Below are 24200 nucleotides of genomic sequence, written 5' to 3'. Positions count from 1 at the left end.
TTGCAGGGATTGGGGTCAGATCCCTTTTCGGGAAAAGGGATCTGACCCCGCCGAAGACCATTGCATTGACGCGCCTGGAGCCTTACTTCATGAAATCCACCCTTTGCCTGTTGCTTGCCAGCCTGATGACCACGACTGCTACCGCTGCCACTCCGCCCGTTCCGCCGGATGCCGCCCGGCACCCGCATGTGGTCAAGGCGCCGTTTGGCGCGACCCGCAACGATGACTATTACTGGCTGCGCGACGACAAGCGCGAGAACAAGGACATGCTGGCCTACCTGCAGGCCGAGAACGCTTACGCCGACCAGTTGCTGGCGCCGCTGAAGCCGCTGGAAGACACCCTGTACAAGGAGATCGTCGGCCGCATCAAGCAGGACGATTCCAGCGTTCCGGCGCGTGAGCGCGGCTACTGGTACTACAGCCGCTTCGAGACCGGCCAGGACTACCCGATCCACGCCCGCCGCAAGGGCAGCATGGAGGCCGCCGAGGAAATCCTGCTCGACGTCAACGCGATGGCCGCCGGCAAGGGCTACTTCAACGTCGGCGCGATGGAAGTGAGCCAGGACAACCAGCTGCTGGCATGGGCCGAGGATGACGTCGGCCGCCGCCAGTACACCCTCCGTTTCAAGGACCTGCGGACCGGCCAGGTGCTGCCCGACGTCATCACCGGCAGCTCCGGCGACCTGGTCTGGGCCGATGACAACCGCACCGTGCTGTACGTCGAGAACGATCCGGAAACGCTGCTGACCGTGCGCGTGAAGAAGCACGTGCTGGGCACCCCGGCCAGCGCCGACACCGTCGTCTACGAAGAGAAGGACGACAGCTTCTACATGGGCATCGGCCGCACCCGTGACGATCGCTTCATCACCATCGGCGTGCACAGCACCGTGTCCTCCGAAGAGCGCTACGCGCCGGCCAGCGACCCCACCACCTTCGCCGTGCTGGCGCCGCGCCAGCGTGACGTCGAGTACGACGCCGACCACTACGATGGCCGCTGGGTGATCCGCACCAACGATGGCGCGAAGAACTTCAAGCTGGTCACCGCACCGACCGACGCCACCTCGCGCGCGCAGTGGAAGGACTGGATCGCGCACGACGAGGCGGTGTTCATCGAAGGCTTCGAGCTGTTCGAGGGTTATACCGCCATCGCCGAACGCTCCGAGGGCCTGGAGCGCATCCGCCTGCTGTTCAAGGACGGCCGCAGCGACTACGTGAAGGCCGATGAACCGGCCTACTCGATGGGCCTGGGTGACAACACCGAAGCCGAGACGCCGTGGCTGCGCTACGTGTACACCTCGATGACCACGCCGACCACGGTATTCGAGCTGAACACCGCCACCGGTGAGCGTCGCCAGCTGAAGGTGCAGCCGGTGATCGGCTATGACGCATCGAAGTATGAAACCGACCGCGTCTGGATCACCGCGCGCGATGGCGTGAAGGTGCCGGTGTCGCTGGTCTACCGCAAGGGCTACCAGAAGGATGGAAAGGGCGCACTGTTCCAGTACGCCTATGGCAGCTACGGGATGTCGATGGACCCGTACTTCAACCAGACCGCGGTGAGCCTGCTCGACCGCGGCGTGGTGTATGCCATTGCCCATATCCGCGGTGGCCAGGAAATGGGCCGCGACTGGTACGAGAACGGCAAGCTGCTGCACAAGCAGAACACCTTCAACGACTTCATCGACGTCACCCGCGGCCTGGTCGCACAGGGCTGGGCGGCGAAGGATCGCGTCGCTGCGTCCGGCGGCAGCGCCGGTGGCCTGCTGATGGGCGCGGTGGCCAACCAGGCGCCGCAGGATTACCGGGTGATGGTGGCGCAGGTCCCGTTCGTCGACGTGGTCACCACCATGCTCGACCCGACCATTCCGCTGACCACCAACGAATACGATGAGTGGGGCAACCCGGAGCAGAAGCCGTATTACGACTACATGCTGTCCTACTCGCCCTACGACAATGTGAAGCAGCAGGCGTACCCGGCGCTGTTCGTGGGTACCGGCCTGTGGGATTCGCAGGTGCAGTACTGGGAGCCGGCCAAGTGGGTGGCCAAGCTGCGTGATCACAACACCGGCCCCTACCCGATCCTGTTCCGCACCAACATGGAAGCCGGCCATGGCGGCAAGTCGGGGCGCTTCCAGCGCTACCGCGAGCTGTCCGAGTCGTACGCGTTCGTGCTGCAGCAGCTGGGCATCGCCCAGCCGTAACGGCGAAGGGGTGCCGGGCGTTGCCGGGCACCCCGAACCGTTATCCTTGCGGCCATGAGCCTGCCCGAGCCCTCCGCATCCCGCGATACCGCCACGCCACCGCGCGTGGTGCGTTTCCGCTGGGCGTGGTGGCTGCTGGCCTATGTCAGCCTGGGCACCGGCATCGTCGGCATCTTCGTGCCGGGCCTTCCGACCACCGTATTCATCCTGATCTCGGCGTGGGCTGCGTCACGTGGGTCCGAACGCCTGCACACCTGGCTGCTGCAGCACCCGCGCTTCGGCCCGGCCATCGCCAACTGGCAGGCACACGGGGCGGTCAGCCGCCATGGCAAGTGGATGGCCACGATCACCATGGCGGTGTGTGCCGCCATCATGCTGTGGTGCGTGCCGATCGCCTGGGTGAAGTGGTTCTCGATCGGCAGCATGACCGTGGTCGCAATCTGGCTGTGGACGCGGCCGTTGCCGCCACCGCCCACAGATTGAGCGCCGGCGGTAGTGCCGGCCGCTGGCCGGCAACCCGATTCCCTGCACCAACCGCTCAGCCGCCAATGGCTATACTCGGGGCATGAAGATCCCCCATCGAAACGCCATCCTGATTCCGCTGGCAGCGGCCTCGCTGCTGCTCCTCGCCGCCTGCGGCAACAAGGGCCCGCTGGTACTGCCGCAGAAGCCGGTGCCGGTGGAGGAAACCGTCGAACCCGCTGCCGAGCCCGCCACCGAGGCGACCCCGGCGGAGGCCCAGGGCGCCGTTGCCCCCACCACGACCGTCGACCCGGCTGCAACGACCACTCAGCCGGCACCCGCGCCAGCGAAGAAGGCGGGCGTCGGGAATGAGTAAGGCCGGTTCCAGGGCCTTGCGCTTCAGCAAGATGCATGGCGCGGGCAATGACTTCGTAGTGATCGACCTGCGTGACGGTACTGCGCCGCCCACGCCTGAACTGGCCGCGCGCCTGGCCGACCGCCACACCGGCGTCGGCTGCGATCAGATCCTGACCATCGAGGCGCCACGTGCGGAAGGCTCGGTGGCCTCGTACCGCATCTGGAACGCCGACGGTTCCAATTCCGAGCAGTGCGGCAATGGCGCGCGCTGCATCGCGGCCTGGCTGGTGCGCGAGGGCAGCGCGCAGGGCGATGCATTCGTCATCGACAGCCCGCTGGCCAGCCATGAGGTGAAGGTGCTGGGTGAAGGGCAGTTTGCGGTGACGATGGGCGTGCCTGCCTTCGAGCCGGCCAACGTGCCGCTGATGGGCTTCGCCCACCCGCGCGAGGAATACCTGCTGCCGCTGCAGGGCGAGAGCGTCCGCTTTGCTGCGGTGTCGATGGGCAACCCGCATGCGGTGATCGAAGTGGGCTTGATCGATGCCGCTCCGGTTGAACGCGTGGGTTCGCTGCTGCAGCAGCACGCGTCGTTCCCGCGCTCGGTGAACGTGGGCTTCGCCCAGGTGATGAGCCCGGCCCACGCCCGCCTGCGCGTGTTCGAGCGCGGTGTCGGCGAGACCCTGGCCTGCGGCAGTGGCGCCTGCGCCGCCGCCGTGACCCTGATGCAGCGCGGCCGCCTGCAGCGCGATGCGCGCATCAGCCTGCCCGGAGGTGACCTGCGCATCCAGTGGCCGGGCGATGGCCAGCCGGTGGTGATGGCGGGCCCGACCGCATTCGTCTTCGAAGGGGAGTGGATGGCATGACCGAAACCGTCGACAAGCTCGGGGCCCATGAAGTCGCTGCCTGGTTGCGGCGACATCCCGGCTTCCTCAAGCAGTTTCCGGACCTGGCCCTGACCCTGGTGGTGCCGCGCGATGACGGCCCGACCGCATCGCTGGCCAGCTACCAGCTGGAAGTGCTGCGCGAGAAGAACCGCGAGCTGGCACGACGGTTGGCCGATCTGGGCGCCACCGCCCAGGTCAATGAACGCCTTGCGGTGCGCACGCACCAGCTGACCCTGGCACTGATGAAGCAGGACAACGCGGCCGATACCCTGCGCGCGATGGCCGCATCGCTGCAGGAAGACTTCGCCGGCGACCTGGTGCGGCTGGTGGTGCATGCGCCGGTGGCCGGGCTGGAACAGGCCGACTGGCTGCAGGTGATTGCTGCCGATGATCCGCAACTGGGCCCGTTCCGCGATTGCCTGAACGACGGCGAGCCGATCTGCGGCCGCCTGCAGCCGGAAAAGAATGCCGTCCTGTACGGCGTGCGCAGCGAGGAAGTGCAGACCACCGCGCTGCTGCCGTTGCCGGGCGTCGGCCTGATCGCAGTCGGCAGCCACGACCCGAACCGCTTCTACCCGGGCATGGGCACGCTGTTCCTGCGCATGATGGGCGACGCCCTGGCCACTGGCCTGAAGCGCTTCCACGACTAAGCAGGACCGGACGACGATGAGCGCGGTACAGGCCTTCCTGCAGCATCTGCAGGTGGAGCGGCGGATGTCGGCGCATACGCTTGACGCCTACCGCCGCGACCTGGACGCGCTAGCGGTCTGGGCCGAACCGCGTGGCGTAGCGGTGGAGGCGCTCGATGCCGATGCGTTGCGCCAGTTCGTCGCCGACGAGCATCGCCGCGGCCTGTCGGCCAAGAGCCTGCAACGCCGCCTGTCGGCCTGCCGCAGCTTCTATGCCTGGCTGCTCAAGCACGCGCACATCGAGGTCAGTCCGGCAGCGACGCTGAAGGCACCGCGCGCGCCACGCCGGTTGCCACAGGTCCTCGACGCCGATGAGGCGGTGCAGCTGGTCGAGCTGGAGCCGGAAGGTGAGCTCGGCCGCCGTGACCGCGCGCTGCTGGAACTGTTCTATTCCTCCGGCCTGCGTCTGAGCGAAGTCTGTGCGCTGACCTGGCGCGACCTGGATTTCGACAGCGGGCTGGTCAACGTGCTGGGCAAGGGCAACCGCCAGCGCCGCGTGCCGTTCGGGCGGCCGGCACGCGAAGCGCTGCAGGCGTGGCGCGCGGAAAGTGGCGGTGGTCCGGCATCGCCGGTGTTCCCCGGTCGCAACGGGCCAATCAGCCAGCGTGCGGTGCAGATCCGCATCCGCCAGCTGGCGCAGCGCCAGGGCCTGTTCAAGCAGGTGCACCCGCACATGCTGCGGCACAGTTTCGCCAGCCACATCCTGGAATCGTCCGGCGACCTGCGTGGTGTGCAGGAGCTGCTGGGCCATGCCGACATCGCCACCACGCAGATCTATACCCACCTCGATTTCCAGCACCTGGCCAAGGTCTATGACGCCGCGCATCCGCGCGCGAAGCGTCGACGCAGCACCGAGGGCAGCGGAGAAAGCTGAACGTTGGCCCTGCGTCAGCCGGTCGCGGGTGGCTTGAAGGGCGCAGCGCAGTCCCCACCTCTGGTTCTGTCACCCCGGAGGCATCATGGACCCCAGTCAGAACCCCAACGTTTTCCACGCCACCACCATCGTCTGCGTCCGTCGCGGCGAGCACGTGGCCATTGCCGGCGACGGCCAGGTCACGCTGGGCCACACCGTGATGAAGGGCAACGCGCGCAAGGTGCGCCGCCTTGGCCGCGACGGCCAGGTGCTGGCCGGCTTCGCCGGTGCCGCTGCCGATGCCTTCACCCTGTTCGAGCTGTTCGAGGCCAAGCTGGAAAAGCACGGCCAGCTGCAGCGCGCCGCGGTCGAGCTGGCCAAGGATTGGCGCACCGAGCGCCGCCTGGGCAAGCTCGAAGCCCTGCTGGCAGTGGCTGACAAGGAAACCTCGCTGATCATCAGCGGCACCGGTGATGTGATCGAGCCGGAGGACGGCATCATCGCCATCGGCTCCGGTGGTTCGTACGCCCTTTCGGCTGCGCGGGCGCTGATGGCGCACACCGAGCTGGATGCACGCACCATCGCCAGTGAAGCGATCGGCATTGCCGGCGACATCTGCATCTACACCAACCGCAACGTGGTGGTCGAGGAGCTGTGAGGGTCGTGCCGGCTGCTGGCCGGCAACCTCATGTCCCCCGCACGCGTGCCTGGTTGCCGGCCAGCGGCCGGCACTACCGACAATGAATCCGTGAGCACAACCATGTCGAAGATCGAAGTTTCCTCCGCCACCATGACCCCGCGCGAGATCGTGCAGGAACTGGACAGGCACATCGTGGGCCAGCACGACGCCAAGCGCGCGGTGGCCATCGCCCTGCGCAACCGCTGGCGTCGCATGCAGCTGCCGGCGGAGCTGCGCAATGAAGTGATGCCGAAGAACATCCTGATGATCGGCCCGACCGGTGTCGGCAAGACCGAGATCGCGCGCCGCCTGGCCACGCTGGCCAACGCACCGTTCGTGAAGGTCGAAGCCACCCGCTTCACCGAAGTGGGCTACGTCGGCAAGGACGTCGAGCAGATCATCCGTGACCTGGCCGACACCGCGGTCAAGCTCTATCGCGAACAGGCCAAGGTGCGCGTGCGTACCCAGGCCGAAGAACGCGCCGAAGACCGCATCCTCGATGCGCTGCTGCCGCGTCGTAGCGGCGGCATCGGTTTCGATCCTGAAGTCGCCCGCAACGAACCGTCGGCGCAGGACAACGAGACCCGCATCAAGTTCCGCAAGATGCTGCGCAACGGTGAGCTGGACGAGCGTGAGATCGAGCTCGACCTGGCGGCCAATGTCAGCATGGACATCATGACCCCGCCGGGCATGGAGGAAATGGGCCAGCAGCTGAAGTCGATGTTCGCCAACCTCGGCGGCGGCGCGAAGGCGCACAAGCGCACGCTGACCATCAAGGCCGCGCGCCCGCTGCTGATCGAGGAAGAAGCGGGCAAGCTGGTCAACGAGGATGACATCCGTACCGCCGCAATCGAGGCGTGCGAGCAGCACGGCATCGTCTTCATCGATGAGATCGACAAGGTCGCCAAGCGTGGTGACAACGTGGGCGGTGGCGACGTGTCCCGCGAAGGCGTGCAACGCGACCTGCTGCCGCTGGTGGAAGGCTCCAATGTGTCCACCAAGTACGGCACGATCAAGACGGACCACATCCTGTTCATCGCGTCGGGCGCGTTCCACCTGGCCAAGCCCAGCGACCTGATTCCGGAGCTGCAGGGCCGTTTCCCGATCCGCGTGGAACTGGGTGCGCTGAGCAAGAATGACTTCGTGCGCATCCTGACCGAGCCGAAGGCCGCGCTGACCAAGCAGTACGAAGCGCTGCTGGCCACTGAAGGTGTCAAGGTCAGCTTCACCGCCGATGCCATCGACCGCCTGGCCGAAATCGCCTTCCAGGTGAACGAGCGCCAGGAGAACATCGGTGCCCGACGCCTGCATACAGTGCTGGAACGCCTGCTGGATTCGCTCAGCTACGAGGCACCGGACCGCGATGGCGAAACCCTGGCCATCGACAGCGCCTACGTCGATGCACACCTGGGTGAGCTGGTGCAGGACCCGGACCTGAGCCGCTACATCCTGTAACGCCCGATCCGGTCGGATCCCTCGCCACGGCGAGGGCCCTGACGCCATCCGCTGCAACAGAAAAGGCCGCCGAAAGGCGGCCTTTTGCGTTGGCGGTCAGCGCGATTGCCGCGTGCGGTAGGCCTGCAGTACCTGATCGATCACCGCACTGGTGCGGGCGGCGCTGATGCCGTCCGAGGGCGAGTGCCCGTTGCCGCGCAGTTCATCCACGAGAGAGGCAATCAACGGTTGCTGGATCGACGACGGGTTGGGAATGTCGAAGGCCTGCACACCGGCTCCGGTCTCCAGCACCACCGGAACATCCTCGAAGGTCGCAAAGCGCAGCTGGCCGCGGTCGCCGGTGATCTCGATCTCATCCTGGCGGCGGAACGCGCAGAAGCTCCATTGCGCGATGCCGTGCGCGCCCGCTCCAGTGCGGAAGCACATCGAAACGCTGTCCTCGGCGGCATAAGCGCCGGTCAACGAACTGGCCAGGCCGCGCACATCGCTCAGCGGCCCCAGTAGATGATCGAGCAGGTCCAGGGTGTGCGAGCCCAGATCGACGAACAGCCCGCCGCCGGAGATTGCGGGATTGGTCCGCCAGAAGTCCGGCGATGCGGCGTTCACCGAATGCGGCCGATGCAGGGTGGCGCGAACGCTGCGCGGTGTACCGATCGCGCCGCTGTCCAGCAGCTGCTTCACCTGCGCGAATCGGGGCAGGGCGCGGCGGTAGTAGGCGACGAACACGGGCACGCCACGGCGTGCACTGGCTTCCAGGATGCGCTCGCATTCGGCGAGGTCCAGGGCCATGGGTTTCTCGATATAGACCGGCTTGCCCGCCGCAATCGCCTGCAATGCGTACTGCATGTGCGTGGAGGGCGGTGTTGCAACGTACACCGCGTTCACGTCCGGATCGCCGATCAGCGCGTCGGCATCCGTGTACCAGCGTGGCACCGCGTGGCGCCGCGCATAGTCTTCGGCCAATGCGGCATTGCGGCGCATGACCGCCGCCACCCGTGAGCCGGGTGTGCTGGCCAGGGCGGGGCCGCTCTTCTTCTCGGTGACGCTGCCGCAGCCGATGAAGCCCCACACCACGTTGTCCAGGATCATGGGTCTGTCCTCACAGTGGGGCTGCGGTGGCGGCAGTGAACCCGCTCATGCCTCGGGCAGCGGCTCGGGCACGGTGCCGGGAACGAACACGCCGTCCTTTACGTAGGCGGCCAGGGTCATGTCCAGTGCGAGCATGCCATCGCGCTTGAGGTCCATCAGTTCCGGTTCGACCATCGCACCGTGCAGTACGCCCAGCACGGTGGCGTGCAGCATGCGTGCGGCGATCTTCGGGTCTGCACCCTCGCGCAGCTGGCCCAGGTCCTTTGCCCGGCGCAGGGCACGTTCCATCCGGTCCAGTCCATCGCGGAAACCGGCCTGCTGCAGTTCGGTCAGCACCCGGGTATCAGCCGACGCATCGCTGCGCAGCATGATCTCCATGGTCTTGCGCAAGCGCTCGTCCTCGGACAGTTCGATGAACGAGTGGATCATCACCGCGCGCAGGTCGTGCACCGGCGTGTTGCGCTGGTCGGTCGAGGTGCGCTCCAGCTCCTGCATGAAAGGCAGATGCACGCGCTCGACGATCGCGGCCAGCACCTCGCTCTTGTTCTTGAAGTGCCAGTAGACCGCACCGCGGGTATAGCCGGCGCGGGCACCGATCATCTCCAGCGTGGTACGGGCCACGCCGTGTTCATGGAAGCAGGCTTCGGCGGCGTCAAGGATGCCTTCCCGGGTTGCCTGGGTGTCCTCTTTGGTCTTGCGGGCCATGGATGGGTACGAGTGCGGGTGAAACGTGGCTGAATTGTACCGGTTTACAAACAAACAATCATGTATGTATATTTCGCTCCCATCATTCCCGTCGTGTGCGTGGCAGGCCGGTCCGGTTACCACTCCCCGCTGGTGAGCGTTGCCTGCTGGCGCTTTCGGCCTGTATCAGCGCGATTTGAGATTCCTTCCCCTAAGAGCCTTTCCGTCATGTTGCTGAGCCGAATCCGACCCTTTGCACTGTCGCTGGCGATCGCCGCGACCGTGGCTGCCTGCGGCGGCCAACCCCAGGCCCCCGAGCAGGGCCCGGGTGACGTCACTGTGGTCACGCTGAAGTCCGAGACCGTGGGCCTGACCCGCGAACTGCCGGGCCGTACCAACGCCTACCTGGTCGCCGAAGTGCGCCCGCAGGTCAATGGCATCGTTGCCAAGCGCCTGTTCACCGAAGGTGGCATGGTCAAGGCCGGCGAGCCGCTGTACCAGATCGAGGACGCCAGCTACCGCGCCCAGGCCAACAGTGCCCGCGCCCAGCTGGCCCGCGCCGAGGCCACCGCCAACGCCGCCCGGCTGAGCGCCAAGCGCATCACCGAGCTGGCCAAGGTCGATGCGGTCAGCCAGCAGGACCTGGAAAATGCCGTGGCCGCGCAGAAGCAGGCCGAGGCGGATGTCGGTGCCGCGAAGGCATCGCTGGACGCAGCCAACGTCACCCTGGGCTACGCCCGCATCACCGCGCCGATCAGCGGCCGCATCGGCAAGTCCAGCGTCACCCAGGGTGCGCTGGTCAGTGCCGGCCAGGCCAATGCACTGGCTACCGTGCAGCAGCTGGACCCGATCTATGTCGACCTGACCCAGTCTTCGGCCGAGCTGCTGCAGCTGCGCCGCGAACTGGCCGCCGGCCGCCTGCAGGACAACCAGACCCTGCCGGTCAGCATCCTGATGGAAGACGGCAGCACCTTCGAGCACAAGGGTACGCTGGAGTTCTCCGAAGTCAGCGTCGATCCGACCACCGGCAGCTTCGGCCTGCGCGTGAAGGTGGACAACCCGGACGGCCTGCTGATGCCGGGCATGTACGTGCGTGCGGTGATCGGCGGCGGCGTGCGCAGTGATGCAGTGCTGGTGCCGATGCAGGGCATCGCCCGCGATCCGAAGGGCGACACCACGGCGATGGTGGTCGGCAAGGACAACAAGGTCGAAGTGCGCCCGGTCAAGGTCAGTCGCACGGTCGGCGACAAGTGGCTGGTCGAGGACGGCCTGAAGGCCGGTGACAAGGTCATCGTCGAAGGCCTGCAGAAGATCGGCCCCGGCATGCCGGTCAAGGCCACCGAAAAGGGCGACGCACCGGCCAAGCCGGCCGCCGCCGCCCAGCCTGCCGCCCCGGCCGGCGACGCGAAGTAAGCGGAGAACCCCATGGCACGCTTTTTCATCGATCGACCCATCTTCGCGTGGGTGATCGCCATCATCATCATGCTCGCCGGCGGCCTGGCCCTGTTCAAGCTGCCGGTCTCGATGTACCCCAACGTCGCACCGCCGGCGGTGGAAATCAGCGCCACTTACCCGGGTGCATCGGCCAAGGTGGTCGAAGACTCGGTGACGCAGATCATCGAGCAGAACATGAAGGGCCTTGATGGCCTGATCTACTTCTCCTCCAACAGCTCGTCCAACGGCCAAGCCACCATCACCCTGACCTTCGAGAGCGGCACCAACCCGGACATCGCCCAGGTGCAGGTGCAGAACAAGCTGCAGCTGGCCATGCCGCTGCTGCCGCAGGAAGTGCAGCGGCAGGGCATCAACGTGGCCAAGTCCAGCTCGGGCTTCCTGAACGTCATCGCGTTCGTGTCCGAGAACGGCAGCATGGACGCCAACGACATCGCCGACTACGTCGGTTCCAATGTCGTCGACCGCCTCAGCCGCGTGCCGGGCGTGGGCAACATCCAGGTATTCGGTGGCAAGTACGCCATGCGCATCTGGCTGGACCCGAACAAGCTGCATACCTATGGCCTGTCCGTCGCGGAAGTGACTGCGGCGATCAAGGCGCAGAATGCCCAGGTGGCGATCGGCCAGCTCGGCGGTGCGCCGTCGGTGAAGGGCCAGCAGCTCAACGCCACCATCAACGCGCAGTCGCGCCTGCAGACCCCGGAACAGTTCCGCAACATCATCGTGCGCGGCGCGCAGGACGGTGCCGAGCTGCGCCTGGGTGATGTCGCCCGCGTCGAACTGGGTGCCGAGTCCTACGACTTCGTCACCCGCTACAACGGCCAGCCGGCCAGCGGCCTGGCGGTCACACTGGCCACCGGCGCCAATGCGCTGGATACCGCTGCCGGCGTGGATGCTGCGCTGGACGACATGAAGAGCTTCTTCCCGGCCGGATTGAAGGCCGAGATCCCGTACGACACCACCCCCTTCGTGCGCGTGTCGATCAAGGGCGTGGTGCAGACCCTGCTCGAAGCGATCGTGCTGGTGTTCGTGGTGATGTACCTGTTCCTGCAGAACTTCCGCGCCACCCTGATCCCGACCATCGCCGTGCCGGTGGTGCTGCTGGGTACCTTCGGCGTGCTGGCGATGCTGGGCTTTTCGGTGAACATGCTGACCATGTTCGCGATGGTGCTGGCGATCGGCCTGCTGGTGGACGACGCCATCGTGGTGGTGGAGAACGTCGAGCGCATCATGTCCGAGGAAGGACTGTCGCCGCTTGAAGCGACCCGCAAGTCGATGGGCCAGATCACCGGTGCGCTGGTGGGTATCGGCCTGGTGCTGTCGGCGGTGTTCGTGCCGATGGCCTTCATGAGCGGATCCACCGGCGTGATCTACCGGCAGTTCTCGGCCACGATTGTCTCTGCAATGGCGTTGTCGGTACTGGTGGCGATCGTGCTGACCCCGGCACTGTGCGCGACCATGCTCAAGCCGTTGAAGAAGGGCGAGCATCATGTTGCCCACCGCGGCCTGGCCGGTCGCTTCTTCAACGGTTTCAACCGTGGCTTCGACCGCACCAGTGAAAGTTACCAGCGTGGTGTGCGCGGCATCATCCATCGTCCGTGGCGCTTCATGGGCATCGTGGCGGCACTGTTCGTGCTGATGGGCGTGCTGTTCGTGCGCCTGCCCAGCTCGTTCCTGCCCAACGAAGACCAGGGCGTGCTGATGGCGCTGGTGCAGGCCCCGGTCGGCGCCACCCAGGAGCGCACGCTGGAATCGATCGCGGCATTGGAGAACCACTTCCTGCAGAACGAGAAGGATGCGGTGGATTCGGTGTTCTCCGTGCAGGGCTTCAGCTTCGCCGGCATGGGCCAGAACGCCGGCATGGCGTTCGTCAAGCTGAAGGACTGGAGCGAGCGTGACGCCAACAATGGCGTGATGCCGATCACCGGTCGTGCGATGGCAGCCCTGGGACAGATCAAGGATGCATTCATCTTCGCCTTCCCGCCGCCGGCCATTCCGGAACTGGGTACCGCCTCGGGCTACACCTTCTTCCTCAAGGACAACAGTGGCCAGGGCCACGAGGCACTGGTGGCCGCGCGCAACCAGCTGCTCGGCCTGGCCGCCGGCAGCAAGAAGCTGGCCAACGTGCGCCCGAACGGCCAGGAAGACACGCCGCAGTTCCGCATCGACATCGACGCGGCCAAGGCGACCTCGCTGGGGCTGTCGATCGACCAGATCAACGGCACGCTGGCCGCTGCCTGGGGCAGCTCGTACATCGACGATTTCGTCGATCGTGGCCGCGTCAAGCGCGTGTTCGTGCAGGCCGACCAGCCGTTCCGCATGATCCCGGAGGACTTCGACCTCTGGTCCGTGAAGAACGACAAGGGCGAGATGGTGCCGTTCAGCGCGTTCGCCACCAAGCACTGGGATTACGGTTCGCCGCGCCTGGAGCGCTACAACGGTGTGTCGGCGATGGAAATCCAGGGCGAACCGGCCCCGGGTGTTGCCTCCGGCGATGCCATGGCCGAGATCGAGCAACTGGCCAAGCAGCTGCCCGCGGGCTTCGGCATCGAGTGGACGGCGATGTCCTACCAGGAACGCCAGGCGGGCTCGCAGACGCCGTTGCTGTACACGCTGTCGCTGATGATCGTGTTCCTGTGCCTGGCCGCGATGTACGAAAGCTGGAGCGTGCCGACGGCGGTGCTGCTGGCGGCCCCGCTGGGTATCCTCGGCGCAGTGCTGGCCAATACCTTCAAGGGCCTGGAGCGCGACATCTATTTCCAGGTGGCGATGCTGACCACGGTAGGCCTGACCAGCAAGAACGCGATCCTGATCGTCGAGTTCGCCAAGGAAAACCTGGAGAAGGGCGCGGGCCTGATCGAGGCGATCATGCATGCGGTGCGCGACCGCCTGCGCCCGATCGTGATGACCTCGCTGGCCTTCGGCATGGGCGTGGTACCGCTGGCGATCTCCACCGGTGCCGGCTCCGGCGCCAAGCAGGCGATCGGCACCGGCGTGCTCGGCGGCATGATCGTCGGCACCGTGCTCGGCGTGTTCTTCGTACCGCTGTTCTTCGTAGTGGTGCAGCGCGTGTTCAAGCGCAAATCCACGACGTGATCGAAACGGTAGTGCCGGCCGCTGGCCGGCACTACCTCCTGCCATCCGGCAGTACCGATGGAAGTCATTCCCATGAAAAGTGCATCCCTGTTCCTTTCCATTGCCGCCGCGCTCGCGCTGCCCGGCTGCTCCACTCTGGTGCCGAAGAACACCGCCGTCGCTCCGGCAATTCCGGCGCAGTGGCCGGCCGAGGCTGTACAGGGCCAGGCGGCCGATGTCGCCGCCGTAGGCTGGCGCGACTTCTTCACCGATGCGCGCCTGCAGCAGGTGATCGAGCAGTCGCTGCAGAACAACCGCGACCTGCGCGTGGCCGTGCTCAACGTTGAACGCGCGCGCGGCCAGTACCGCGTACAGCGCGCCGACCGCGTGCCCGGTGTGGCCGTCACCGGCCAGATGCAGCGCCAAGGCACCGACGCCGGCGTCACCGAGCAGTTCACCGCCGGTGTCGGCGTGGCCGAGTTCGAGCTGGACCTGTTCGGCCGCGTGCGCAACCTCAGCGAAGCGGCACTGCAGCAGTACTTTGCCGTAGCTGCCAATCGTCGCAACGCGCAGCTGAGCCTGGTGGCCGAGACAGCGACGGCGTGGCTGACCTACGGTGCCGATGCCCAGCGTCTGAAGATCGCCGATGCCACGCTGAAGACCTACGAGGATTCGTTGCGCCTGGCCGAGGCCCGCCACGAGCGTGGTGGTAGCTCGGCGCTGGAGCTGACCCAGACCCGCACGCTGGTGGAAACCGCGCGTACCGACGCCGCGCGCCTGCGTGGCCAGCTGGCCCAGGACCGCAACGCGCTGGCCCTGCTGGCCGGTGGCCAGTTGGATCCGGCGCTGCTGCCGGACGGCATCGAACCGCAGTTGCTGGCACTGGCGCCTCCGCCGGCCGGCCTGCCCAGCGATGTGCTGCTGCAGCGCCCGGACATCATGGCCGCCGAACACCAGCTGCTGGCCGCCAATGCCAACATCGGCGCGGCACGTGCCGCGTTCTTCCCGAGCATCTCGCTGACCGGCAGCATTGGCAGTGGCTCCAGCGAATTGTCCAGCCTGTTCGACAGCGGCACCCGCGTATGGAGTTTCCTGCCGAAGATCACCCTGCCGATCTTCCAGGGCGGCAAGCTGCGCGCCAACCTGGCCGTCGCCAACGCTGATCGTGATATCGCACTGGCGCAGTACGAGAAGTCGATCCAGGTGGGCTTCCGCGAAACCGCCGATGCGCTGGCGTTGAATGTCAGCCTGGATGAACAGGTGAGTTCACAGCAGCGCCTGGTGGAAGCGGCCGAACAGGCCAACCGCCTGTCGCAGGCACGTTACGACGCCGGCCTGGACAGCTTCGTGACCCTGCTGGACGCACGACGTACTGCCTACAACGCGCAGCAGACCCAGTTGCAGGCGCAGTTGGCCCAGCAGGCCAACCGCATCACCCTGTACAAGGTGCTGGGCGGCGGCTGGCACGAGCGCGGATGAAAGAAAGCCGGCCGGCGGCCGGCTCTACCTGGATGATCGATGGTAGTGCCGGCCGCTGGCCGGCATTGTCATTCCGGGGCCTGCTACACCGCTTCATCGTCGCGCCGCGCCGCATGGCAGGCACGGACGCGCGCCAGCGCATCGCCTGCTTCGCGGGCCATCTGCTCGTACTCGGCACGGATCTCTTCCAGGCGCGCTTCGTCCAGTTCTTCCAGATCCAGCAGTTCATTGTTGGCTTCGGCCGTCGCCCGGATCAGCTCGTCCAGCTTGATCTGCATCGCGGCAGTGTCGGCGTTCTGCGTGTGCTGGATCAGGAACACCATCAGGAAGGTGATGATGGTGGTGCCGGTATTGATCACCAGCTGCCAGGTGTCGTTGAAACCGAACACCGGGCCGGTGATGCCCCAGATCACCACGATCGCTACTGCAGCCAGGAAGGTCCACGGTGAGCCGGTGGCTGTCGCGGCCTTCTTGGCGATCGTATTGAACAGGTTGCGTGCTTTCATCGTCGTCGTGTGCCCACTCAGGTGACGAGGATGATCGGCAGTGACCCGTGCAGGTGCCGTGCAGCGCCGGTCAGGCGCGCATGCGCTGCAGTCGTGGCGCCTGCAGGCTGCGCACCGGGCTGCTCTGGTAGACGTGCTGCCAGCAACGGTCGACGAACTCACGGGCCTGGGCTTCGCTCAGCCGCGGCATGATCTGCAGGGCGTACTGGGTCTGGAACATCTCGTCACGTTCGGCCTCGCTGGCGCGCGGCTGGGTGATCAGCGAATCGCAGGCGAACTTGATCCACGGCACGTACGAGCCGAACGAGTTGTGCGGCAGTGCGCCTTCGGCATGCTGGCGGCGCCAGTGGTCAAGCTCGGCGTCTACGTTGATGACCGGAGGAATGGTGGGGACTTCAGCGTGCATGACAATCCAGTTCGGTTGAGTGGAAAGGGAGTGGGGGTTCATCGGAGTGTGGCGTATGTGGCGGTGCATGCCGCGTCAGCGGGATGTGGAGCCGGCGTGGCGATTGCCGATCAATTGCGCATGCTCGACCGCACCGAGGTCCTCGGCCATGTCGGCCATCGCATTGCACAGGCGCTCCTGGTCGAGCGGGTGGCGGCGGACCAGCTCCAGTTGCATGTGCTGATAGGCAGTCCAGAACAGCGCGCCGCGCCGGTGCAGTGCATATTGCTGCTGCAGGCGCTCGCGGATGGCATCGAGGATCGGGTCGGGCGGGGGACGTACGGCGTGCGCGCACATGGCTGGCTCCGCCGGGGAAAGGGACCCCGGTAACCCCACCCTAGGCGCCTCGGCCGGGTGGGGTGTTACCGCAGTGTATGCACGCAGCGCAGCTGACTGTGCACGGGTTCACGGCATCGGCCGCAAACGCTGCGGGCACTAGAACGTGCCCGCGCTGAAGCGTTCATTAAACGGGTTCAACGACACGTTGCACGGTGCTTATTCACCGATGTCTTCATTCCAGATCTCCGGATGCTGCGCAATGAAGCCACCCAGCAGGTCAACGCATTCCTGGCTGTCGAGGTCGATCACGTTGACACCGTTCTCGCGCAGCCAGTCGATGCCGCCCTGGAACGTGCGCGATTCGCCCACCACCACGGTGCCGATGTTGAACTGGCGCACCAGACCCGAGCAGTACCAGCACGGCGCCAGGGTGGTGACCATGATGGTGTCCTGGTAGCGGCGCTGGCGGCCGGCCTTGCGGAAGGCGTCGGTTTCGCCGTGCACCGATGGGTCGCCTTCCTGCACGCGGCGGTTGTGGCCGCAGCCGAGCAGGCGGCCGTCGTTGTGGTACAGCGCCGCGCCGATCGGCACGCCGCCCTCGGCCAGGCCCTGGCGGGCTTCGGCGATGGCGGTCTGCAGCAGGGCCTGGTAGTCGGGCGTGGTGATCATGCGGGGGCTCCGGTCAGTCGTGGCCCGCCATGATACGGGCAGGGGGTGCCGCTGGCCCCCGGCGGTGCGATAATCGGGGCCATGAGCGAATCCCCCTACAAAGCCGGTACCACCCATTTCGGGTTCCGCGACGTCGCCGCCAAGGACAAGCAGAAGCTGGTCGGCCAGGTGTTCACCTCGGTCGCGCGCAACTACGACCTGATGAACGACCTGATGAGCCTGGGCGTGCACCGGGCGTGGAAGCGCTACTACGTGGCGACCGCGCAGGTGAAGCCGGGCGACCGCGTGCTCGATCTGGCCGGCGGCACCGGCGACATCGCCGCCCTGCTGAAGGAACGCGTCGGCGCCGAGGGCTCGGTGGTGCTGGGCGACATCAACGCCGGCATGCTGTCGGTCGGCCGCGACCGCCTGACCAACCGCGGCCTGGTGCTTGGCCTGGACTACGTGCAGTGCAACGCCGAAGCCCTGCCGTTCCCGGACAACAGCTTCGACCTGGTCACCATTGCCTTCGGCCTGCGCAACGTGACCGACAAGGACGCCGGCCTGCGCGAGATGTACCGCGTGCTGAAGGTGGGCGGCCAGGCCCGCGTGCTGGAGTTCTCCGAAGTCACTGCCGACTGGTTCAAGCCGATCTACGACTTCCACTCGTTCAAGATCCTGCCCAGGCTGGGCAAGTTGTTCGCCAACGATTCGGACAGCTACCAGTACCTGGCCGAGAGCATCCGCAAGCATCCGCCGCAGGACGAACTGAAGGCGATGATGGGGCAGGCCGGCTTCGAGCGCTGCCACTACAAGAACCTGACCGGCGGCATCGTCTCGATCCACTCCGGCTACAAGCTGTAGGCCCGGTGTTCCGGTAGTGCCGGCGCTGTGCCCGCCATTACCCCGCACCGCGCAACGCCTGCCGGGCCCGAGGGAGGTACCATTGGGGTTTGATCCCCGTAACGGTCCCGATTCATGCGTAATCCGCTGATGCTCCTTCCGCTGGCCGTGGCCCTGGCCGCCGGCTGCTCCCAGGAGGCGGCCGCGCCCGCCGCCGCCCCGACTGCCGCAAAGGCCCCTGCCGCCCCCGTGAACGCCGAGAACCGCAGCCACGACGAGAGCTCGTACGCCGAGCCGGACAAGGTCGTCATCAAGGACATCGCGCTGGATCTGAAGCTGGACTTCGACCAGAAGCAGATCGGCGGTACCGCCACCTACACCCTGGAATGGAAACAGAAGGACGCCAGGCAGCTGGTGCTCGACACCCGCGAGCTGACCGTGTCCAAGGTCGAGGCCGTTGCCGCCGACGGCGCGCGCAGCCCGCTGAAGTTCGAACTGGCCCCGGCCGACAAGGTGTTCGGCAGCAAGCTGACCATCGAGGCTGCGGAGCAGCCGGCCAAGGTGGAAGTGACCTACCACACCGCACCGACCGCCTCGGGCCTGCAGTGGCTGGCGCCGTCGATGACCGAGGGCAAGAAGCTGCCCTTCATGTTCAGCCAGTCGCAGGCCATCCATGCCCGTTCCTGGGTGCCGCTGCAGGATACCCCGAGCGTGCGCTTCACCTACAGCGCGCACGTGGTCTCGCGCCCGGACGTGATGGTGCTGATGAGCGCCGACAACGATCCGAAGGCCGCGCGTGATGGTGACTACACCTTCAAGATGCCGCAGCCGATTCCGTCCTACCTGCTGGCCATCGCCGCCGGCGACCTGGTGTTCGAGCCGATCTCCGGCCGCTCCGGCGTCTGGGCCGAGCCGACCATGGTCAACAAGGCCGCCAAGGAATTCGAAGACACCGAGAAGATGATCGGTGCCGCCGAGAAGCTGTACGGCGAATACCGCTGGGGCCGCTACGACATGCTGGTGCTGCCGCCGTCGTTCCCATTCGGTGGAATGGAGAACCCGCGCCTGACCTTCGCCACCCCGACCGTGATCGTCGGCGACAAGTCGCTGGTCTCGCTGGTCGCCCACGAACTGGCGCACAGCTGGTCGGGCAACCTGGTGACCAACGCCAGCTGGAAGGACATCTGGCTCAATGAAGGCTTCACCACCTACGTCCAGGGCCGCATCACCGAAGCTCTGTACGGCAAGGAAATGGCCGAGATGGAGAAGCAGATCGACCAGACCGACCTGCTGGCCGAAGTGAAGGACATGAGCCCGGCCGACCAGGCGCTGGCGCTGCCGCCGCTGAACGAGCGTGATCCCGACGAAGCCCTCAGCCAGGTGGCCTACGTCAAGGGTTCGTGGTTCCTGGAGTTCCTGGAACAGCGCTTCGGCCGCGAGACCTTCGATCCGTTCCTGCGTGGCTGGTTCGATGACCATGCCTTCCAGAGCGCGAACACCGACCAGTTCGTCGATTACATGAAGAAGAACCTGCTGCCGAAGAATCCGTCGGCCGTGACCGAGGCCGAACTGAAGGCATGGCTGGACGAGCCGGGTATCCCGGCGTTCGCGGCCAAGGCGCAGTCGCGCAACTTCAGCAGCGTCGATACCGCGCGCATCGCCTTCGCCAGCGCCGGCACCGTGCCGAGCAGCCAGGTCATCGCCGACTGGAGCACGCAGGAATGGGTGCGCTTCATCGATGGCCTGGGCGCGACCCAGCCGCTGGACAAGCTGGCCACGCTGGACAAGGCCTTCCACTTCACCGGCACCCCGAATGGCGAGATCGCCATGCGCTGGTACCCGCTGGCGATCCGCAGCGGCTACGAGCAGGCCAATGAAGGCGCGGCGGCATTCATCGAGCGCGTCGGCCGTCGCAAGCTGATCCTGCCGATCTACGCTGAACTGGTGAAGACCCCGAAGGGGCTGGAGCTGGCCAAGCAGGCCTTCGAAAAAGCCAAGCCGGGCTACCACCCGATCACCACCGCCTCGGTCCAGGACATGCTGGCCAAGGCTGAAGCCAAGTAAGCAGAAGCGCCGGGCATCCCCCGGCGCTTTTTTTTGTAGAGTCGAGCCATGCTCGACTGGCTTTTCAACAGCAGTCGAGCATGGCTCGACTCTACAGAAAAGCGAAAACACCAAGGACCTCCGCCATGAAACGACTGATCCTGCTCACCGCCTGCACCCTGGCGCTGGCCGCCTGCAGCAACCCCGAGGAAGAACGCAAGGCGCAGGAAGCCGCCGCAGCCGCCGTGCAGGCGCAGAAGGAGGCCAAGGCCGAAGACGTGGCCAAGCAGTACGACATGGCCGTGGCCGCGCAGGACTGGGAACGCGCGCGCCTGCACGGCGCCTCGCTGCTGGACCAGTACAAGGACACCGCCGCCGCCGAGCGCATCGCCGCGGGCTTCGACGAGGTCAAGGCCAAGGGCGATGCCGCGCGCGACCTGCGGCGCATGCAGGCGCTGTGGCAGTACAACCAGATCCCGGTGGGCAGCAAGGGCAACCAGGTTTCGGCGCAGATCTACAGCAAGGAACGGGTGGACGTGGATGGCAGCGGCGCCAAGCCGGTGCAGCTGGTGTTCCGCGATCATCCGGAGTGGAAGCGGCATGCCTACCTGGTGCTGCAGGCCGGCGATTTCCGTTGCCCGCAGTGCACGGTGAAAGTGACCGTGGACGACGGCAAGCCGGTGTCGATGGCCGCGTGGCGCCCGAAGACCGATGAAGCCATCGCCCTGTTCATCACCGATCAGAAAGCGCTGTGGAAACTGGCGCGCAAGGGCAAGTCGATCAGCATCGAGTTCCCGGTCAAGGCCGGAGGCACCCGTACGGCGGTGTTCGAGACCGGCGGCGTCGACGCCAGCCGCATGCCGCAGTGGTGGCAGTGATGGTCGCGACGGGCAGCGCGGTGCACGCGTTGTCCGCGATCCGGCACTGGGTGTTCGACATGGACGGCACGCTGACTGTGGCCGTGCATGATTTCGCCGCGATCCGCCGCGCACTGGAGATCGCCGCCGAGGAAGACATCCTCGACCATATCGCGGCGTTGCCGGATGCACCGGCGCAGGCCAAGCGTGAGTGGTTGCTGGATCACGAGCGCGCGCTGGCCGAGGACGCGCTGCCGGCGCCGGGTGCGGTGAAGCTGCTGCGCGCGCTGGCGGCGGCTGGCTGCCGGCTGGGCATCCTGACCCGCAATGATCATGCGCTGGCGAAGCTGACGCTGGAGGCGATCGGGGTCGGGGCGTTGTTCGACGATGCCGACATCATTGGTCGCGATGAAGCGGTGCCCAAGCCCTCGCCGGAGGGCCTGCAGCAGCATCTGCGGCGATGGGGCATCGGGCCTGCGCAGGCGGTGATGGTGGGTGACCACGCCTACGACCTGGAGTGCGGCCGTGCGGCCGGCACGCATACCGTGCTGGTCAACCTGCCAGAGAACCCTTGGCCGGGCCGCGCCGACTGGCATTTCGCCGATTGCCGCGCGCTGCTGGCCGCCTGGCAGGCCGCATGACCGGCGCGCGCAAGCCGAGCATGGGCTCGGCTCTACAGAGAGCAGGCAACGTGTCGGTCGGAAGTTCCGGTAGTGCCGGCCGCTGGCCGGCAGTGTCGACCAAGGTCGACACCTACCCACAGCATTGCCAGTAGTGCATCGGGTGGAAAGCCCCCTTGTTGTTCAAGGGGGCGCGCTGAAGGCGCGGGGATAAGGTGGAATGCGCGAGCAATTTGGTTACGCGCCAAGCGCGTAGCCAAATTGCTGCTTGAACTGCTCGTTGAACTCATCGAAGGTGAAACGCTGGTTCTGCGTGCCCGGATGCTCGACCTTCAGTGCGCCCATCAGGTTGCCCATGCGGCCGATGGTCAGCCAGTCGTAGCCCTTCTGGATGCCGTAGATCAGGCCTGCGCGGAAGGCGTCGCCACAGCCGGTCGGGTCGACCACGCGGCGCTCGTGCGCCGGCGGGATGTCGTAGCTCTTTTCCGGAGTGTGGATGACCGCGCCCTTCGGGCCACGGGTGGTGATGTAGGCCTTGACCCGGCTGACGATCTCCTTCTCGTCCCAGCCGGTGCGCTCCTGCAGCAGGTTCGACTCGTAGTCGTTCACCACCACGTAGTCGGCCTGCTCGATGAAGGCGCGCAGTTCCGGGCCGTTGAACAGCGGCATGGCCTGGCCCGGGTCGAAGATGAACGGGATGCCGTCTTCGTGGAATTCCTGCGCGTTCTGGATCATGCCTTCGCGGCCGTCCGGGCCGACCAGGCCCAGGGTGACGCCCGGCACCCCACGCACGTGGTTCTCGTAGGAACGCATCATCGCGCCCGGGTGGAAGGCGGTGATCTGGTTGTTGTCGTGGTCGGTGGTGATGAATGCCTGCGGGGTGAACAGCTCATCGATCACGCGCACGCGCGACAGGTCGATGCCCAGGCCTTCGAAGTATTCGCGGTACGGGCCGAAGTCCGAGCCCACGGTGCCCATCGGGATCGGCTGGCCGCCCAGCAGGTGCAGGTTGTAGGCGATGTTGCCTGCGCAGCCGCCGAACTCGCGGCGCATGCGCGGCACCAGGAAGGACACGTTCAGGATGTGCACCTTGTCCGGCAGGATGTGATTCTTGAACTGGTCCGGGAACACCATGATGGTGTCGAAGGCAAGAGAACCACAGATCAGAGCGGACATCGATGTAAGCCTATGCGGTGAATTTTGGGGTGGGCCGGCCCGGTTCAGCGGGCAAGCAAACGGCGCCCTTGGGCGCCCGACGGCGCAAAGGTTACCCGCTGGTGCCGCTCAGGGCCAGAACCGGGTGAGACCCGATCAGGCCGAAAGCCTGTGAAGACGCGGGTTCAGCTAGTTTTTTCCTTGCTCGGCGGCAGGCGGGTTGCTAGGCTTGTCGGCCTCGATTTCTGCCCATTTTTTCGCCATCCCGCGGCGGGCACGACACCCCTCAGGACTCCTTCCTCAGATGTTCAAGAAACTCCGTGGCATGTTCTCCAACGACCTGTCCATCGACCTGGGCACGGCCAACACCCTCATCTACGTGCGCGGGCAGGGGATCGTGCTGAACGAGCCGTCGGTCGTGGCCGTGCGCCAGGACCGTGCCATCGGTGGCACCCGCTCGGTGGCAGCCGTCGGCGCCGAAGCCAAGCAGATGCTGGGCCGTACCCCGGGCCACATCACCACCATCCGCCCGATGAAGGACGGCGTCATCGCCGACTTCACCTATACCGAGGCGATGCTCAAGCACTTCATCAAGAAGGTGCACAAGTCGCGCGTGCTGCGCCCGAGCCCGCGCGTCCTGGTCTGCGTGCCGGCCGGCTCGACCCAGGTCGAGCGCCGCGCGATCAAGGAATCGGCCGAGGAAGCCGGTGCCCGTGACGTGTTCCTGATCGAAGAACCGATGGCCGCCGCGATCGGCGCCGGCATGCCGGTCACCGAAGCCCGTGGCTCGATGGTCATCGACATCGGCGGTGGCACCACCGAAGTGGCGGTCATCTCGCTCAACGGCATCGTCTATTCGGCCTCGGTCCGCATCGGCGGCGACCGCTTCGACGAGTCCATCACCAACTACGTGCGCCGCAACCACGGCATGCTGATCGGTGAAGCCACCGCCGAGCGCATCAAGGTCGAGCTGGGCTGCGCCTACCCGCAGGCGGAAGTGATCGAGATGGAAATCTCCGGCCGCAACCTCGCCGAGGGCGTGCCGAAGATGATCAAGATCAGCTCCAACGAAGTGCTCGAGGCCCTGCACGAACCGCTGTCGGGCATCGTCAGCGCGGTCAAGCTGGCGCTGGAGCAGACCCCCCCGGAACTGTGCGCCGACGTCGCCGAGCGCGGCATCGTGCTGACCGGTGGTGGCGCCCTGCTGCGCGACCTGGACCGCCTGATCTCCGAGGAGACCGGCCTGCACGTGCAGGTGGCCGACGACCCGCTGACCTGCGTGGCGCGCGGTGGCGGTCGTGCGCTGGAGCTGGTGGACATGCACGGCAACGAGTTCTTTGCGCCGGAATAAGCCGTCCCGGCCGTTCCTGCCCGCCGCGCCCTTCCGGGGTGCGGCCCGCCGTGATGGCGGGCCGGCACCGGCGGGGCGCCCGCGTGTTTCCCTT

General features: G+C 66.3%; 24 protein-coding genes. 16 read left to right on the top strand and 8 right to left on the bottom strand.

Annotation, left to right across the window (positions count from 1 at the left end):
* Positions 1 to 82: 82 nt before the first annotated feature.
* Positions 83 to 151, bottom strand: coding sequence for a hypothetical protein (locus ACM0O9_RS11840; RefSeq protein WP_353088925.1), 69 nt, complete (start codon positions 149 to 151; stop codon positions 83 to 85).
* Here ACM0O9_RS11840 and ACM0O9_RS11835 point away from each other — a divergent pair.
* The 8 genes from ACM0O9_RS11835 to hslU all read left to right on the top strand — a co-directional run bounded on the left by ACM0O9_RS11835 (position 126) and on the right by hslU (position 7580).
* A complete protein-coding gene (locus ACM0O9_RS11835; protein WP_414603819.1) occupies positions 126 to 2201 on the top strand; it encodes a S9 family peptidase in 2076 nt (691 codons plus the stop codon). The genes ACM0O9_RS11840 and ACM0O9_RS11835 overlap by 26 nt on opposite strands.
* A 54-nt stretch (positions 2202 to 2255) precedes the next feature.
* A complete protein-coding gene (locus tag ACM0O9_RS11830) occupies positions 2256 to 2684 on the top strand; it encodes a YbaN family protein (RefSeq protein ID WP_065186219.1) in 429 nt (142 codons plus the stop codon).
* Between the two features lie 82 nt (positions 2685 to 2766).
* On the top strand, positions 2767 to 3039 hold the full coding sequence (gene lptM, locus ACM0O9_RS11825; RefSeq protein WP_065186220.1) for an LPS translocon maturation chaperone LptM: 273 nt from the start codon (positions 2767 to 2769) through the stop codon (positions 3037 to 3039).
* Positions 3032 to 3883 carry a diaminopimelate epimerase gene (gene dapF, locus ACM0O9_RS11820; RefSeq protein WP_032954541.1) on the top strand — a complete coding sequence of 284 codons (852 nt, stop codon included), beginning with the start codon at positions 3032 to 3034 and terminating at the stop codon, positions 3881 to 3883. Before lptM ends, dapF begins: the two co-directional genes overlap by 8 nt.
* Positions 3880 to 4554 (top strand): DUF484 family protein, encoded by a 675-nt coding sequence (locus ACM0O9_RS11815; RefSeq protein ID WP_005419445.1) that lies wholly within the window; start codon positions 3880 to 3882, stop codon positions 4552 to 4554. Before dapF ends, ACM0O9_RS11815 begins: the two co-directional genes overlap by 4 nt.
* Positions 4555 to 4570: 16 nt before the next feature.
* Complete coding sequence (gene xerC / locus ACM0O9_RS11810) at positions 4571 to 5467, top strand: tyrosine recombinase XerC (protein WP_005419436.1); 897 nt, start codon at positions 4571 to 4573, stop codon at positions 5465 to 5467.
* A gap of 85 nt (positions 5468 to 5552) precedes the next feature.
* Positions 5553 to 6104 carry an ATP-dependent protease subunit HslV gene (gene hslV, locus ACM0O9_RS11805; protein ID WP_005411093.1) on the top strand — a complete coding sequence of 184 codons (552 nt, stop codon included), beginning with the start codon at positions 5553 to 5555 and terminating at the stop codon, positions 6102 to 6104.
* Positions 6105 to 6206: 102 nt separating this feature from the next.
* Positions 6207 to 7580 carry an ATP-dependent protease ATPase subunit HslU gene (gene hslU / locus ACM0O9_RS11800; protein ID WP_065178024.1) on the top strand — a complete coding sequence of 458 codons (1374 nt, stop codon included), beginning with the start codon at positions 6207 to 6209 and terminating at the stop codon, positions 7578 to 7580.
* A gap of 96 nt (positions 7581 to 7676) precedes the next feature.
* On the opposite strand, the gene ACM0O9_RS11795 is transcribed toward hslU, so the two are convergent.
* Positions 7677 to 8669 carry a Gfo/Idh/MocA family protein gene (locus ACM0O9_RS11795; protein ID WP_065186221.1) on the bottom strand — a complete coding sequence of 331 codons (993 nt, stop codon included), beginning with the start codon at positions 8667 to 8669 and terminating at the stop codon, positions 7677 to 7679.
* A 45-nt stretch (positions 8670 to 8714) separates the two neighbouring features.
* Entirely contained in the window at positions 8715 to 9374 is a 660-nt protein-coding gene (gene smeT / locus ACM0O9_RS11790; protein WP_065186222.1) for an efflux transporter SmeDEF transcriptional repressor SmeT, read from the bottom strand.
* Positions 9375 to 9581: 207 nt separating this feature from the next.
* On the opposite strand from smeT, the gene smeD reads away from it, so the two are divergent.
* The 3 genes from smeD to smeF are packed head-to-tail and all read left to right on the top strand — an operon-like array spanning position 9582 to position 15359.
* Positions 9582 to 10766 (top strand): multidrug efflux RND transporter periplasmic adaptor subunit SmeD, encoded by a 1185-nt coding sequence (gene smeD / locus ACM0O9_RS11785; RefSeq protein ID WP_414603818.1) that lies wholly within the window; start codon positions 9582 to 9584, stop codon positions 10764 to 10766.
* 12 nt (positions 10767 to 10778) lie between these two features.
* On the top strand, positions 10779 to 13901 hold the full coding sequence (gene smeE, locus ACM0O9_RS11780) for a multidrug efflux RND transporter permease subunit SmeE (protein WP_065186223.1): 3123 nt from the start codon (positions 10779 to 10781) through the stop codon (positions 13899 to 13901).
* A 57-nt stretch (positions 13902 to 13958) separates the two neighbouring features.
* On the top strand, positions 13959 to 15359 hold the full coding sequence (gene smeF / locus ACM0O9_RS11775; RefSeq protein WP_139727684.1) for a multidrug efflux RND transporter outer membrane subunit SmeF: 1401 nt from the start codon (positions 13959 to 13961) through the stop codon (positions 15357 to 15359).
* 83 nt (positions 15360 to 15442) lie between these two features.
* Here smeF and ACM0O9_RS11770 read toward each other — a convergent pair whose 3' ends face one another.
* The 4 genes from ACM0O9_RS11770 to ACM0O9_RS11755 form a co-directional block, all read right to left on the bottom strand.
* Complete coding sequence (locus ACM0O9_RS11770) at positions 15443 to 15865, bottom strand: low affinity iron permease family protein (RefSeq protein WP_065186225.1); 423 nt, start codon at positions 15863 to 15865, stop codon at positions 15443 to 15445.
* A gap of 70 nt (positions 15866 to 15935) precedes the next feature.
* Entirely contained in the window at positions 15936 to 16271 is a 336-nt protein-coding gene (locus ACM0O9_RS11765) for a hypothetical protein (protein ID WP_005411085.1), read from the bottom strand.
* 75 nt (positions 16272 to 16346) lie between these two features.
* Positions 16347 to 16607 carry a hypothetical protein gene (locus ACM0O9_RS11760; RefSeq protein WP_065186226.1) on the bottom strand — a complete coding sequence of 87 codons (261 nt, stop codon included), beginning with the start codon at positions 16605 to 16607 and terminating at the stop codon, positions 16347 to 16349.
* Positions 16608 to 16805: 198 nt separating this feature from the next.
* Positions 16806 to 17258: a nucleoside deaminase gene (locus tag ACM0O9_RS11755; protein ID WP_005411083.1), complete on the bottom strand. Its 453-nt coding sequence runs from the start codon at positions 17256 to 17258 to the stop codon at positions 16806 to 16808.
* An 81-nt stretch (positions 17259 to 17339) separates the two neighbouring features.
* Between ACM0O9_RS11755 and ubiE the strand changes: the two genes are divergently transcribed.
* From ubiE to ACM0O9_RS11735, 4 genes are all read left to right on the top strand, one after another.
* Positions 17340 to 18101, top strand: coding sequence for a bifunctional demethylmenaquinone methyltransferase/2-methoxy-6-polyprenyl-1,4-benzoquinol methylase UbiE (gene ubiE / locus ACM0O9_RS11750; RefSeq protein WP_005419407.1), 762 nt, complete (start codon positions 17340 to 17342; stop codon positions 18099 to 18101).
* A gap of 114 nt (positions 18102 to 18215) precedes the next feature.
* Positions 18216 to 20144 (top strand): M1 family metallopeptidase, encoded by a 1929-nt coding sequence (locus ACM0O9_RS11745; RefSeq protein ID WP_065178031.1) that lies wholly within the window; start codon positions 18216 to 18218, stop codon positions 20142 to 20144.
* Positions 20145 to 20269: 125 nt separating this feature from the next.
* Complete coding sequence (locus tag ACM0O9_RS11740) at positions 20270 to 21001, top strand: hypothetical protein (protein ID WP_005419405.1); 732 nt, start codon at positions 20270 to 20272, stop codon at positions 20999 to 21001.
* Positions 21001 to 21621: an HAD family hydrolase gene (locus ACM0O9_RS11735; RefSeq protein WP_005419404.1), complete on the top strand. Its 621-nt coding sequence runs from the start codon at positions 21001 to 21003 to the stop codon at positions 21619 to 21621. The genes ACM0O9_RS11740 and ACM0O9_RS11735 overlap by 1 nt, the downstream gene beginning before the upstream one ends.
* A 216-nt stretch (positions 21622 to 21837) precedes the next feature.
* Here ACM0O9_RS11735 and ACM0O9_RS11730 read toward each other — a convergent pair whose 3' ends face one another.
* Complete coding sequence (locus ACM0O9_RS11730; RefSeq protein WP_005419403.1) at positions 21838 to 22776, bottom strand: carbohydrate kinase family protein; 939 nt, start codon at positions 22774 to 22776, stop codon at positions 21838 to 21840.
* A gap of 283 nt (positions 22777 to 23059) precedes the next feature.
* Between ACM0O9_RS11730 and ACM0O9_RS11725 the strand changes: the two genes are divergently transcribed.
* Positions 23060 to 24106, top strand: a complete 1047-nt coding sequence (locus ACM0O9_RS11725) for a rod shape-determining protein (RefSeq protein ID WP_005419402.1) — start codon at positions 23060 to 23062, stop codon at positions 24104 to 24106.
* The last annotated feature ends 94 nt before the right edge of the window (positions 24107 to 24200 follow it).

The organism is Stenotrophomonas sp. FR012, from assembly GCF_047520565.2.
Classification (GTDB): domain Bacteria; phylum Pseudomonadota; class Gammaproteobacteria; order Xanthomonadales; family Xanthomonadaceae; genus Stenotrophomonas; species Stenotrophomonas sepilia.
This window is presented reverse-complemented; position numbering and strand designations above follow the sequence as displayed.

Excerpts from the sequence above, each read along its gene's own strand:
- ACM0O9_RS11835 (WP_414603819.1), top strand. The coding sequence starts at position 126 with ATGACCACGACTGCTACCGCTGCCACTCCGCCCGTTCCGCCGGATGCC.
- ACM0O9_RS11830 (WP_065186219.1), top strand. The coding sequence starts at position 2,256 with ATGAGCCTGCCCGAGCCCTCCGCATCCCGCGATACCGCCACGCCACCG.
- lptM (WP_065186220.1), top strand. The coding sequence starts at position 2,767 with ATGAAGATCCCCCATCGAAACGCCATCCTGATTCCGCTGGCAGCGGCC.
- dapF (WP_032954541.1), top strand. The coding sequence starts at position 3,032 with ATGAGTAAGGCCGGTTCCAGGGCCTTGCGCTTCAGCAAGATGCATGGC.
- ACM0O9_RS11815 (WP_005419445.1), top strand. The coding sequence starts at position 3,880 with ATGACCGAAACCGTCGACAAGCTCGGGGCCCATGAAGTCGCTGCCTGG.
- xerC (WP_005419436.1), top strand. The coding sequence starts at position 4,571 with ATGAGCGCGGTACAGGCCTTCCTGCAGCATCTGCAGGTGGAGCGGCGG.
- hslV (WP_005411093.1), top strand. The coding sequence starts at position 5,553 with ATGGACCCCAGTCAGAACCCCAACGTTTTCCACGCCACCACCATCGTC.
- hslU (WP_065178024.1), top strand. The coding sequence starts at position 6,207 with ATGTCGAAGATCGAAGTTTCCTCCGCCACCATGACCCCGCGCGAGATC.
- ACM0O9_RS11795 (WP_065186221.1), bottom strand. The coding sequence starts at position 8,669 with ATGATCCTGGACAACGTGGTGTGGGGCTTCATCGGCTGCGGCAGCGTC.
- smeT (WP_065186222.1), bottom strand. The coding sequence starts at position 9,374 with ATGGCCCGCAAGACCAAAGAGGACACCCAGGCAACCCGGGAAGGCATC.
- smeD (WP_414603818.1), top strand. The coding sequence starts at position 9,582 with ATGTTGCTGAGCCGAATCCGACCCTTTGCACTGTCGCTGGCGATCGCC.
- smeE (WP_065186223.1), top strand. The coding sequence starts at position 10,779 with ATGGCACGCTTTTTCATCGATCGACCCATCTTCGCGTGGGTGATCGCC.
- smeF (WP_139727684.1), top strand. The coding sequence starts at position 13,959 with ATGGAAGTCATTCCCATGAAAAGTGCATCCCTGTTCCTTTCCATTGCC.
- ACM0O9_RS11770 (WP_065186225.1), bottom strand. The coding sequence starts at position 15,865 with ATGAAAGCACGCAACCTGTTCAATACGATCGCCAAGAAGGCCGCGACA.
- ACM0O9_RS11765 (WP_005411085.1), bottom strand. The coding sequence starts at position 16,271 with ATGCACGCTGAAGTCCCCACCATTCCTCCGGTCATCAACGTAGACGCC.
- ACM0O9_RS11760 (WP_065186226.1), bottom strand. The coding sequence starts at position 16,607 with ATGTGCGCGCACGCCGTACGTCCCCCGCCCGACCCGATCCTCGATGCC.
- ACM0O9_RS11755 (WP_005411083.1), bottom strand. The coding sequence starts at position 17,258 with ATGATCACCACGCCCGACTACCAGGCCCTGCTGCAGACCGCCATCGCC.
- ubiE (WP_005419407.1), top strand. The coding sequence starts at position 17,340 with ATGAGCGAATCCCCCTACAAAGCCGGTACCACCCATTTCGGGTTCCGC.
- ACM0O9_RS11745 (WP_065178031.1), top strand. The coding sequence starts at position 18,216 with ATGCGTAATCCGCTGATGCTCCTTCCGCTGGCCGTGGCCCTGGCCGCC.
- ACM0O9_RS11740 (WP_005419405.1), top strand. The coding sequence starts at position 20,270 with ATGAAACGACTGATCCTGCTCACCGCCTGCACCCTGGCGCTGGCCGCC.
- ACM0O9_RS11735 (WP_005419404.1), top strand. The coding sequence starts at position 21,001 with ATGGTCGCGACGGGCAGCGCGGTGCACGCGTTGTCCGCGATCCGGCAC.
- ACM0O9_RS11730 (WP_005419403.1), bottom strand. The coding sequence starts at position 22,776 with ATGTCCGCTCTGATCTGTGGTTCTCTTGCCTTCGACACCATCATGGTG.
- ACM0O9_RS11725 (WP_005419402.1), top strand. The coding sequence starts at position 23,060 with ATGTTCAAGAAACTCCGTGGCATGTTCTCCAACGACCTGTCCATCGAC.